This window comes from Psittacicella hinzii (assembly GCF_003585885.1).
Taxonomy (GTDB): Bacteria; Pseudomonadota; Gammaproteobacteria; order Enterobacterales; family Psittacicellaceae; genus Psittacicella.
Window position 1 is genome coordinate 1 of the sequence record NZ_NRHC01000123.1, and the last position, 11,733, is coordinate 11,733.

Annotated in this window: 11 protein-coding genes; 2 read left to right on the top strand and 9 right to left on the bottom strand. The window is 35.2% G+C overall.

All coding sequences use genetic code 11. The features are described 5' to 3' along the window. Positions 1–241: 241 nt before the first annotated feature. The 6 genes from CKF54_RS07360 to CKF54_RS07385 all read right to left on the bottom strand — a co-directional run bounded on the left by CKF54_RS07360 (position 242) and on the right by CKF54_RS07385 (position 4,633). Positions 242–919 carry an NAD(P)H-dependent oxidoreductase gene (locus CKF54_RS07360; RefSeq protein ID WP_119525707.1) on the bottom strand — a complete coding sequence of 226 codons (678 nt, stop codon included), beginning with the start codon at positions 917–919 and terminating at the stop codon, positions 242–244. Positions 920–1,265: 346 nt separating this feature from the next. Next, positions 1,266–1,808, bottom strand: coding sequence for a Panacea domain-containing protein (locus tag CKF54_RS07365; RefSeq protein WP_119525708.1), 543 nt, complete (start codon positions 1,806–1,808; stop codon positions 1,266–1,268). A gap of 41 nt (positions 1,809–1,849) precedes the next feature. After that, positions 1,850–2,365 (bottom strand): hypothetical protein, encoded by a 516-nt coding sequence (locus CKF54_RS07370; protein ID WP_119525709.1) that lies wholly within the window; start codon positions 2,363–2,365, stop codon positions 1,850–1,852. 58 nt (positions 2,366–2,423) lie between these two features. Further along, positions 2,424–2,948 (bottom strand): hypothetical protein, encoded by a 525-nt coding sequence (locus tag CKF54_RS07375; RefSeq protein WP_147396851.1) that lies wholly within the window; start codon positions 2,946–2,948, stop codon positions 2,424–2,426. A gap of 222 nt (positions 2,949–3,170) precedes the next feature. After that, the gene (locus CKF54_RS07380; protein ID WP_119525711.1) at positions 3,171–4,118 is read right to left on the bottom strand and encodes a hypothetical protein; all 948 of its coding nucleotides are present in this window, start codon (positions 4,116–4,118) and stop codon (positions 3,171–3,173) included. Further along, positions 4,118–4,633 carry a Panacea domain-containing protein gene (locus CKF54_RS07385; protein WP_119525712.1) on the bottom strand — a complete coding sequence of 172 codons (516 nt, stop codon included), beginning with the start codon at positions 4,631–4,633 and terminating at the stop codon, positions 4,118–4,120. The genes CKF54_RS07380 and CKF54_RS07385 overlap by 1 nt, the downstream gene beginning before the upstream one ends. A 536-nt stretch (positions 4,634–5,169) precedes the next feature. Here CKF54_RS07385 and CKF54_RS07390 point away from each other — a divergent pair. Next, positions 5,170–5,865 carry a hypothetical protein gene (locus tag CKF54_RS07390; protein ID WP_119525713.1) on the top strand — a complete coding sequence of 232 codons (696 nt, stop codon included), beginning with the start codon at positions 5,170–5,172 and terminating at the stop codon, positions 5,863–5,865. A 103-nt stretch (positions 5,866–5,968) separates the two neighbouring features. Here the strand turns inward: CKF54_RS07390 and CKF54_RS07395 are convergent, their stop codons facing one another. From CKF54_RS07395 to CKF54_RS07405, 3 genes are all read right to left on the bottom strand, one after another. Then, a complete protein-coding gene (locus CKF54_RS07395; protein WP_119525714.1) occupies positions 5,969–6,937 on the bottom strand; it encodes an MDR family oxidoreductase in 969 nt (322 codons plus the stop codon). A 241-nt stretch (positions 6,938–7,178) separates the two neighbouring features. Beyond that, the gene (locus CKF54_RS07400; protein ID WP_119525715.1) at positions 7,179–7,781 is read right to left on the bottom strand and encodes a hypothetical protein; all 603 of its coding nucleotides are present in this window, start codon (positions 7,779–7,781) and stop codon (positions 7,179–7,181) included. Between the two features lie 14 nt (positions 7,782–7,795). After that, a complete protein-coding gene (locus CKF54_RS07405) occupies positions 7,796–8,599 on the bottom strand; it encodes a hypothetical protein (RefSeq protein WP_119525716.1) in 804 nt (267 codons plus the stop codon). 689 nt (positions 8,600–9,288) lie between these two features. Between CKF54_RS07405 and CKF54_RS07410 the strand changes: the two genes are divergently transcribed. Next, the gene (locus CKF54_RS07410) at positions 9,289–11,544 is read left to right on the top strand and encodes a TonB-dependent siderophore receptor (protein ID WP_119525717.1); all 2,256 of its coding nucleotides are present in this window, start codon (positions 9,289–9,291) and stop codon (positions 11,542–11,544) included. The last annotated feature ends 189 nt before the right edge of the window (positions 11,545–11,733 follow it).

The window sequence follows — 11,733 nt, forward strand, 5'->3', positions numbered from 1 at the left end:
CGTAAGTTCATAAGTTTACAAGTTCGTAAGCTCGTAAGTTCGTAAATTTACAAGGTTGCAAAGTTGTAAGGAGTAAGGTGCAAGGTGCTAACTAGCACTTAATAGAAAAGGAAAAAGGATCTCTGTTACAGAGATCCTTTTTCAATATCTTTTGATTTCTTAGTTAAGTTAACTGTCTTCACAGTTGATGCCTAACTATCATCGATTATTATCTTAAGAGTTATTGCAGAGGAGGTAAAAATTATTTAACCCACTCAATTACTTCATCAGCATTGCGACGAGTTTTTGCACGGCGAGGTTCTTCACCACGGTAACCAAATGCACATAATACGCTTACTTTGAATACAGCTGGATCAAATAAACCTTCAGCTACTAAAGCTTTATCGATTTCATGATAGTTAACACCTTCAACTGGAGTTGAGTCAATTCCAATCATAGCTGCCACTGTCATCATGTTACCTAAAGCAATGTAAGCTTGTTTGCCTGCCCAGTCTTCTAATGCACGTTCATTACCTTCACCTAATAAGTTAGATAACTCACTTAATTGTTGTGTATAAAAACCACGGTAAACTTCAGCCATTTCAGCAGGCATTTGTTTTACATCATTTAACATGTGGTTAATGTAAGCAGAGTTTGGTTGTAATTCTGGAGCTTTACGAGTTAAGAAAACTACGTAGTACGAAGCATCTTTTTTGTCTTTGATACCCCAGCATAGTTGGTCAATTACGTTACGTACTTTTACGTTTTCTTTTGGAATTACTAAGAATTTCCAAGGCTCCATACCGAATGAACTTGGAGATAAACGACCTGTTTCTAAAATGAAGTCCATATCTTCTTTTGAAACAACTTTAGTTGGGTCGTACTTTTTACATGCGTGACGGTAGTTATAAGAATCTAAGATTTGTTGTTTTGTGATCATTTTCTTTCCTTGTATAAGTTGTTGTGATTCGCATACTTGCTTTTGTACTTACAACAAGTTGATAAGCAAATATCGCGAACTATAATACACTTCTCAAAGGAAAATTGCAAATCATCTCAGTCTTTTGCATCTTTTACATTCTCTACGTTAAGGGCAAAAGTACAAAAGTGCAAAATCATTTTTCACTTATTGAACAGTTCAGTATGCGGTATTGCAGATTACAAACTAATCAATGTTAAAGTATATAAGAGGGGTTATGATTTTTATCAGGCAATTATGATCCTTATCTCATAAAAAACAGATACTTGCTAGAAATCGCACCTTCTTACCATAAAGATAACCTTGCTTAATTTAAGTGTTGTCTACTTCTTCTTGGAAACCTAACTGCTTTTACATATTCATCGATGATATCCGAATTTTTCATCTTCTTTTTACCATCTTCGTAAGCATTTAGCCAAGTTTGATCTTCATGACTTCTCTCTACTAAAGCGAAATCACTTCTCACTGATATATCTTGAAATACATCATTGATAAACTCTAGTACTATACTTCCATAGTCCTCGTCTCTCAAATTCTGCATAAATGTAAGATACTCTTGTGAATTCATAAAATCTAGGTAATACTGACTTCCGTCCTTACGTTTATCATATACTTCTCTAATCGCTGGTCCATAAGTCCATGCTTCAAAGTCTGCTTCAAATAACTCATTAGGGAAAATAACCCCACCCTTAAATTCTACTTGATCCTGATTTTGATAGTACATTCCAGCATAAAAAGCATATAAAAAGTATAGGCTCTTTTGTAACTTTATCGGGCTGATATCCTTTTTTAGTGAATACAGATAGCTAGCTAACACATCTACATTATCAAAAACGTATAATTTACTCATCTCACCTAATCCTAAATAAGCTATTAAACTAAAATGCAGCTCTAACTTCTAAAAATCTTCAAGTACTCTTCGATAATACTCTGGTTAGACATTAGCTTGTCCTCGCTTACATATGCTTTTTTCCAAGTTGAATCTTGTTGACTACGTTCTACTAACGAAAACTCACTTCTTGCTAGAATATCTCTAAATAATTCATCAACAAATTTTAAAACAGTCTTTCCATAGGGTTCATTTTCTAGTTCTGCAATAAAGGTTTTGTACTCTTTCGATTCAAGATTATTTAAATAGAAGTCAGATCCTAATCTTCTTTTATCGTAGATAGATCTAATTGCAGGTCCATACGTCCAAGCTTCAAAGTGCGCCTCAAATAATTCATTTGGAAACTCCACTCCACCTTCTAATTCTTTAACCTCTGAACTGTTATAGTACATACCTATATAAAAAGTATAAAGAAAGTATAAAGCTTTTTGAAGTTGAATTGGAGATATCTCTTTTTTCAAAGAGTACAAGTAGGTTGCCAAAATATCTACATCGTCAAAAACATATTTTTTTACCATAAAGACACCTTTACAAAAATTAAATCGTAACAACTTATTTCTTTTGAAGTAAATCCCTCTATCTTCTTGGGGAACGAACATCTTCAGAGTATTCTAAAATAATGTCAAGGTTATTCATTGTAACTTGCCCTGCTTCAAAAGCTTCTATCCAAGCTTTATCTTCATGACTACGCTGTACTAAGGAGAATGTACTTCTAGAAGAAATATCAGCAAACAAATCATCTATAAACGTAAAAACCTCTGAGCCATACGACTTATTTGCAATTTCCTCAATTGCATTCGTATATTCTTTTGATTGAAGAAAATCTAGATAATATTCAGGTCCTTGTGCACGCTTCTCAAAGACTTCTTTTATTACAGGTCCATATGTCCAAGCTTCAAATTCTGCTTTAAATAATTCATTAGGCAAAGGAGCGTCGCCTTTAAAATCTAGTTGTTTTGTGTTTTGATAATACATACCTGCATAAAAAGCATATAAGAAGTATAAACTTTTCTGCAACATTACCGCATTCATATCATTCTTTCTAGCATATAGATAACTTACTAAAACATCTATATTGTCGAAAACGTAATCTTTATACATAATAAGAAACCTACCATTTACTAAAAACTTCATCAGATTTATTAAGCTACATTACCTAAAAACTATCTGATATCGTGGAATCGAATTATACCATATCTTTAAAACCTTCCATCAATTAACTATAAAATTCAATAATATAGCTACTCATACCAAAGGGAAGAACAAAAATTATGACAACAAAAAGGATCTCATTAAGTCTTATGCGAATAAGAATTAATGAGATCATTTATCGCCGGAGCGTTTTAATATAAAATTTTCTTTAATATTTTTCTTCATTTCGTCTGTTAAAAGATCTTCCATAGGAATGTTACACTTTTCTAACTTTCTCGCTGTTTTAGGTATTAAATGACGAATGTTAATTACACAATGATTTAAATCCAGTAAAAAGACAACATACAAAGTTTCTTCTGTATCTTTATCTACTGTATTAAATGCAAACAAACGAAAAGCTTCTTTTCTGTCCTTAGCGTCTTTTACCTTAAATTTTAAGTACTGGTTAACATATTTTTTACAACCATAGAGATTAAATATTTCTTTCAGTCGCTTATTGAATTCATTAGATTTTATTTCTACTTCTTCGCCAAAAGTATCTATAATTAATTCATCATTAAGTAACTTTGTAAAAAACTCTTTTGTCTTATCTTGATCTTCACAAAAGATCAGATTAGAAAAGCAAATCTTCGGCTTCCTACCTTTAACCTTTCTTTTTGTTTTCACGCAAATACGGTGGTCACAAAACAGTTCTTTCGAAGTAAAAACCTCTTCAGAGTAAAATACCACTTTAATAACTCTAGAGACATGTATAGTGGATTCATCTGCCCTAGCTACCCCGCCGTCAAATGACTTTTTATTATCTTGATTGGGTAGTGATCCCCCCTTACCAATATCTGCGTAATCACTAGAAGCTTTCCTATTAGAATAACTAGAAGCTTTCCTATTATCATAAAGATATTTCGTTTTACTATTACTAAATGAATATTTACTTAGATTAGGTAATGATCTTTTTTCTCCTTTTTTCTGAACGCGTACCGATAAAGAGTACTTGCGCCTTACAGTTTTCTCTAAATCTTTGCTACTAGAACTGGTTGATTTAGCTCCTGTTGTACTACTGTCTGCATTTTTACTAGTACTATCTTTATCGATAAGGTTATTCTTAACTTCATTACTCACTATTCTCTAAATCCTTTTACATACTCATCAATAATACTCTCTCTTGGCATTAACTTTTCATTAGTTGCAAACGCATCTTTCCAAGAGTAATCTTGATGACTACGTTCTACTAATGAGAAGTCACTTCTTGAACTGATCTCTGCAAACAGACCATCAACAAATTTTAAAACTTCTTCACCATATGGCTCTTTCAGTAAGTTTTCAATAAAATCTTTATACACTTTAGAATCAAGATTATCTTGATAAAACTTTGATCCCTCTCTTCTATGGTTGTACACGGATCTAATTACAGGTCCATACATCCATGCTTCAAAATTCGCTTCAAAAAGCTCATTTGGATATGTAATGTCTCCTTCTAACTCTGATATTTCTTCATTTTTGTAATACATTCCAACATAAAAAGCATAAAGGAAATATAAAGCCTTTTGTAGTTGTATTGGTGAAATCTCTCTCTTCAAAGAATATAGATAAGTAGCTAAAATATCTACATCATCAAAAACATATTTCTTTATCATGTTAAGTTCCTTTATAGAATAAATTAATTTATCTTTTTTTACAGTTACTCAACTGTAGTCCATAAGAGAAGCTTACTAAATTAAATTTCTTATATTTTGAGTAATATTATCTTTATATAACTTATTATAACACATACACCTCAGCAAAATCTAAACCTTTATTAAAAATCAACTATATATAATTTTTTCTGAGAGAAAAGACTACTGTTACAAAAGTACTTAAAACTAATTTATAAAAGAAGACAACTTAGAATTTTAGATAAATCTAAACTACACTAGCACGTGCTAGATATAGAAAGATTTGTTAGATCGATAACCCAATTTCTGTGAGAAGAAATGATTTCTAAGCTTCGCTAATTAAATTAGACTAAAATATTGGCGGATAAATTCCTTATGATAACTTTACTTTATCTTCTCCAAGATAAAGAGATATTTGGATCTAAATAATGTAAAATCCTCAATCTTTTGGGAAAACCTAGTTTTATGATAAAATAAGATCTAGCAAACAATTAAGTAGACAAAATAAGGACACATCTGTGAAAAAATTCACTAAGACTTTAACTACGTTATTACTTGCTGGTTTTATCATCACCCCTCCAGCGGTAAATGCGAACTCTACTAGCGAGACGCTAGAAACTTTTAAAGTACATACCCTAACTAACACCGCAAAAGAGTTTAGAGACTTTGAAGCTCGTCGTGGTGGTGGCGGTAGTCGTCGTGTAGCTCCTGCACGTCGTGTTGCACCTCCAGCAAATCGTAATAATAACAATACTAATCGTAATTCGAACAATACAAACAATAACAACCGTAGCACTAACAATACAAACAACGCTAACAACTCAAATGGTCCAGCACGTAACTTTGCTCCAAGACCAAGCGTACAAATGAGTGGTTTAAACGGTAGTCGCTTTAATAACTTATTCATGGGCATGGCATTAGGAGCTTTGGCTTACCATATGTTTAACCCAACAGTAGCAAGAGCTCAAGAATCTTGTGTTATTTCTGAAGCTGATGGAGCTCAAATTTGTGGTAACTTATACAATGAACCAAATGGTACTGTTGTTACAGCTACAAGCTCAACTGGTCCAGCTGAAGTACAATACAAAGCCAATGATGTAACTGTATACGCTTCTAAAGATGTTACTATTACAGAAATTAACCAAGTGTTAGCTTCTTTAGGTTTAAATGCTAAAGTTGAGCCTACAACAAATTTAACTATGCTTCCAGCATAACAATCTTATACTTCAAAGAAGATATGTTAATAGGAGTAGATGGAATCCATCTACTCCTATTTTTATACTTTATATACCTTATAGTTTTACTACTATTTTACTACTATAGTTTTACTACTAATCTTCCAGTAACTTTACCTTGAATTAGTTTTTGACAACTAGGAATTACTTCTTCGAGAGTGATAACTTGAGTAAAGGATTTTACCTCTTCTTCACTAATGAGCTCGGCAATTTGTTGCCAAATATCCTGACGTAGTTCAATAGGATACATGACACTGTCAATCCCTAGTAAACTAACCCCACGTAGAATAAAAGGCGCTACCGTTGCAGGTAAGTCCATACTTGCAGCTAAACCACAACAAGCAACAGCACCACCGTATGCTGTACTTGCGAGAATGTTCGCCAGAACTTGCCCTCCTAAGCAATCAATAGCTCCAGCCCAACGTTCTTTCATCAGAGGTTTACCAGCCTGCTCTAACTCACTACGCAGTAAAACCTCACTTGCTCCTAAAGCTTTTAAATGCTCAACTTGTTCTGCTTTACCTGTAACAGCAACAACTTGGTAACCTAACTTCGCAAGAAAGATCAGTGCATAGCTACCAACTCCCCCAGTTGCTCCGGTCACTAAAACCTTACCTTTGTCTGCAGTAATACCATGCTTAATTAGAGCTTGCACACATAACATAGCTGTAAAGCCTGCAGTACCTACTGCCATAGCAGTAAAAGAAGTTAACCCCTCTGGCATTTTAACTAAAAAGTCAGGATTAAAACTAGCTTGCTCAGCTAAACCACCCCAGTACTTTTCTCCGACGCCAAAGCCTGTTAGAAGTACTTGTTCTCCTGCGACAAAGCGTGGATCCTGACTAGCTATTACCTTACCAGCACAGTCAATCCCTGGTACCATTGGAAAGTTTCTCACTACCGGACTTTTACCTGTTACAGCCAAGGCGTCTTTGTAGTTTATCCCAGAATACTCTACTTGTAGCAAAACTTTTTCAGGTTGTTCTAGAGTAATCTCAGCTAACTGGCAAGTATAGTCTGCTTCAGTTTTGTCAATATAAATAGCTTTCACTTTCTTCTCCTTAGAGCTTTCTCCTTAGAGCTACTAGACAGCAATTCTTGGAGTCTCTAGACTGCAATTCTTAGAGCTACTAGACAGCAACCCTTAGAGTTTCGATAACTATAAAACTAGCTAGTCTAACGACTTTTTTCATAACTGCAGTACAACAGTCTAATTTAAAACTATCTTTAAAACTATCTAATGCAGAATACGAATACAAGTCGTTAAACTTAATCGTTAGGCAAATTTTTGCCTAACGATTAGGTACTAACTTGATTTTGTAACGTTCAGCTAGGTATTGAGTAAACTCTGCTTTATCAAGCACATCTTGACTTACTTTAAGATCTTTATACTCTGTAACTTCTATACCTTTTAATAGGTTCAAAGTTTTACTATCTTTCTTGGTTGTAGCATCTTGCTTGATTTGTGGGAAAGCATAGGCTACCGCAAAGTCACTGTTATTAATTAGTAAACGGAGAATCTGGGCTCCGGTGATATTACCACAAGCATGATCAACTGCGTTTTCAGTTTCAGTTTTACAATACTTATCGGTATAGCCAACTATTTCTGAGAAGTTTAAGTCAATTTTAAACTTATCTCCATCTTTACTTAAGGTTGCTTTATTTAGGTAAGGTACAGCTCTCACTAAATCAAAGAACTCGGCTATAGTTAACTCTTGGTTAGCATGTTGTGCTAGTGTCAGATCTAACTGCCAACTTTGTAACATTACATTTTGTTCTACTGTTGAGTAATTAAACCATACTCGTGCTTGTACAGGATTAACTAGCCCCATTAGTCCCAAAGCTCCTAAACTTGTTAGAGCTAAGAATTTATTAAAAAGATTTTTTCTTTGCATATCTACCTCAGCTCCTATTTAAGGGTTAAACTTTGTACTTTTAACGGGAAACCTAATAATTTTTCATAATTAGCTTTATTTGCAACTATGTCATTTAACATTTGCCCAAAAGCTTGAATCTTTTGTTGATTATTAAGTTTATCCATCTCTTGTGGAATCTGTACTAAAAAGCCGAGGCGACGGAAGTAAGGTGCACCACTTGCAAAACCAGTACGATTAATTGTCCCTACTAGGTAAGCTCCATAGCAGTAAGTTGGCATAGCTAAACCTTTTTGTTGGATAGTATGACAATACGCAATCATCTGACTAGTGTATACACCAAAAGCAAAGTCTTTCATTAAAATACGCATTTGCTCATCAACACCAGAGTTTTTACGAGGAATTACCTGATTAAACTGTAAATCTACCGCATCACGATACACTTTACCACGTGTACTTAAATCAAATGGCATTAAGGCTTCGGTTAGACCTAATAAGAACTTTCTGCCATCAGTTTGTTCACGATTAGCATAAAAGTAATCATAAACTTTTTGGTAATAAACAGCCATCATCTTGTGTAAGCCCTCAAGACGTGCGTCTGAGTTGTATACATAACTAAGAGGGGCTTTGGCTAAAGTAGGTTTTTGGTAACCTCTGACTTTTGCATCAGTATTAAAGAATTTAACCTGACTTAAATAACTATCAGCTTGTTGGTTTAGTTTTAAGGTTAAAGGCATAAACTGCTGACTAAAGCTTGCATTATTTGCATTGGCATTTGCTCCAGCAAATGGTGCAACTAATGCAACTAACCCTAAAGACAGAAACTTGCTTTTCTTCATATCTATCCTTTATTTTGGAAAAGTAAATTATTGTAACAGTAACCTCGTATTCTGTTCTGCGTTTGTACTTCTAGCGTATCCTATTTTGTGTCTGTACTTCTAGCGTATCCTATTTTGTGTCTGTACTTCTAGCGTAACCTATTTTGTGTCTGTACTTCTAACGCAACCTATTTTACGCCTGTACTTCCGGAATAACTAGCTTTGCATTATCATACTTATTGCATTCTCGTATGTCTTGCCAAAGATCTCTAACCCCACTCACAAGTCTATCAAACGATATAACAAATCTAGCAAGCAATATAAATGAGGTTACTAACTTCTTACCTAACTTAGGTATGCAGAAATTGGAAGTAAAAGTACATTCGTGGCAATCTAGCAACTAACAGAACGATGGTTATACGGTTTTACTCAAATAACCCTTAGGCTATCTAAGTGTTTTTAGAAAAATCTATCCTCTTAAAGAGGGGGAGTATCGGATATTTACTCAAGCTAGGTGGTAAATTTATCTTATTTTAGACAAGCTTTGGCTTATAATCTCTTGCTAATGTTAATATGCCAAATTTTTTAGTCGTACCTACTTTACCTATTTTAATATAGGGACAGTTTTAAGTTTTAACAAATTGTAAATTGATCTTTATTTGGGAATAGGCGAGTAAGATACGTCTCAATCACTTTAATGTTTTTTATATATGCGAAATACAACTCTAGTTCTTAGCTTATCTTTACTAGGACTTTTTTCAGCTACAGCTCTAGCTAATACCAATCCTACCTCTAATTCTTCTAGTGTTGCTAATAGCTCTACTGCTTCTCGTAGCGCAAGTAGCTCTAGCGCAACTCTCCAAACGATTACCGTAAACGCTGTTTCTCGTTCGACTACCACAGAAAACAGCCAATCATTTACTTCTTCTGCTTTTAGTACAACAACCGGTTTAAACTTACTGCAGAACGAAACCCCACAATCTGTGTCACTTGTTACTAATGAGTACACTAAACGTCGTGGGATTTACGATATTGTTAAAGCTGTTAATTCAACTACAGGGATAACCGTAATTAAAGACGGAACTAACTTCCGCTTTATGTCACGTGGTTTCTATATTGACCAAATTCAAGAAGATGGTCTTTCTTCAACTGTTCCAGGTTCTGCTTCTAATCCTTACCTAAGTGCAAGTAGCTTTACTGATATGTCAATTTATGACCATATCGAAGTAGTACGTGGTGCTACAGGTTTAACCCAAGTAAACTCAGAACCGTCAGGTACAGTTAATGCTGTGTATAAAAAACCATCTCCTATTGCGCGTACCAATCTTAACTTAAGCGTTGATCGTTTTGGCGCAACTCGTCTAACTTTAGATAGTCAGGGGAAACTAAATGAAGATGGTAGTTTAACAGGACGTGTAGTTGCTACCTTTGCTCGTAATAAAGACTTTACTGATGCCAAAGCTGGTTATTTAGGTATGCTTTACGGTGTTATCCGCTGGGAAATGACTGACAAGGATACCCTAACCGCGGGGTTAATCCTGCAAAATAATACCAGCACGCCAAATCCGTATGGTTTACCTTACATGAGTGCTGACGGTTATGAACTAAATCTTACTCGTAGTACTTACCTAGGCGCTAACTGGAACCGCAATATTAACCGTAAGGCTAAACTATTTGTTGAACACGAGCACTTACTTAGCCAACAGTGGAAACTAAACACCACCCTAGCATACACTCGTAAACTTAGCACTTTAAAAATGGCTGCTGTTGCTAATACGAGCACAAGTTATGCAGGAGTACCAAGCACAGGTCTCATGTCGTTAAACAACAAACTACGTTACGATAACCGTGCCTACGAAGTTAATTTCAAAACCGGCATTAGTGGCAAATTTGAACTCTTTAACCGTAGCCACCAAGTTTTTGCTAACTATGTCTATAACTACGAAACGATAAAAACAGAGTTCTTCCGTGTGCGTGATAGCTCAAGTTACAATATCTATAGCTTTGACCGTGCAAGCATTAGTCAACCAGATTGGACACAAGTGTCTGATTACATGGAGTACCAAACTCGTTATAAAACGAGCTCATTACAGTTTGGTGGACGTTTTGAACTAATGCGCAAGTTACACTTACTTGCGGGGTTAAATTACTCTTACTACCAAACTACTAGTTATACTGATTATATTTGGTGGAATGGTAGCGCAGACAGTGATCCAAGTGCGTATAGCAAGCGTTCTTACCATTCAACTACTCCATTAATTGGTTTAAGTTACAATATCAATGCTAACCACACGATTTACGCAAGTTATGCTCGTATCTTTAAACCACAATCTGGCTATGATATCAATAACGCACCAGTCGCTCCTCGTCGTGGCACTAACTACGAAGTTGGTCTTAAGTCTCACTGGACAGGCTTAAATGTTAACCTTGCTTTCTTCCACATTATGGATCGTAATCGTGCAATTAGCACAGGTCTAACTAACAGCGCTGGTAATATCTATTCTCAAACTGTAGGTAAAGTACGTAGTCACGGGGTGGATTTTGAAATATCTGGTGCTTTAACTAAGCGTTGGAATCTATTCCTTGGTTATACTTTCAACACCAGTAAGTACCTCAATACTGAAAGCTCACGCTACACTGTTGGTATGAACTATAGCAAAGTAACACCAAAACACTTACTACGTGTTTATACTAACTACCAAATCCATCCACAATGGATAATTGGCGCAGGCTTTAACTACCAATCTGCTACAGAAAGCTTATACCAAGACATACGTCAAGGTGGCTTTACCGTATGGCATGCCGATGTCGCTTACCAAGCTACAGAAAAGCTTAGCCTTTCTTTAAACCTTAACAATATCTTTGATAAAAAGTATTGGATCAATAACCGCGTACGTGTCTATGGTGCCAATAACTTCTATGGTGAACCAAGAAATGTTCAACTAAACCTCAACTATACTTTCTAGGTTTACTTGCAGAATGCAAGCGCTCTCTGTTGCTCTCTTAGTAACCTAAGCAACAGAGAGCTTCTTTCTCATTTGCCTTACAGGTATGCCACTGGTATGCCTCACAGGTATCACTCTTTCCCAATTATCTCAAGCGTGTATTTCGTTCTTCCTTTTACAAATGCTAGAGCCTGAATTCCGCAAATGATA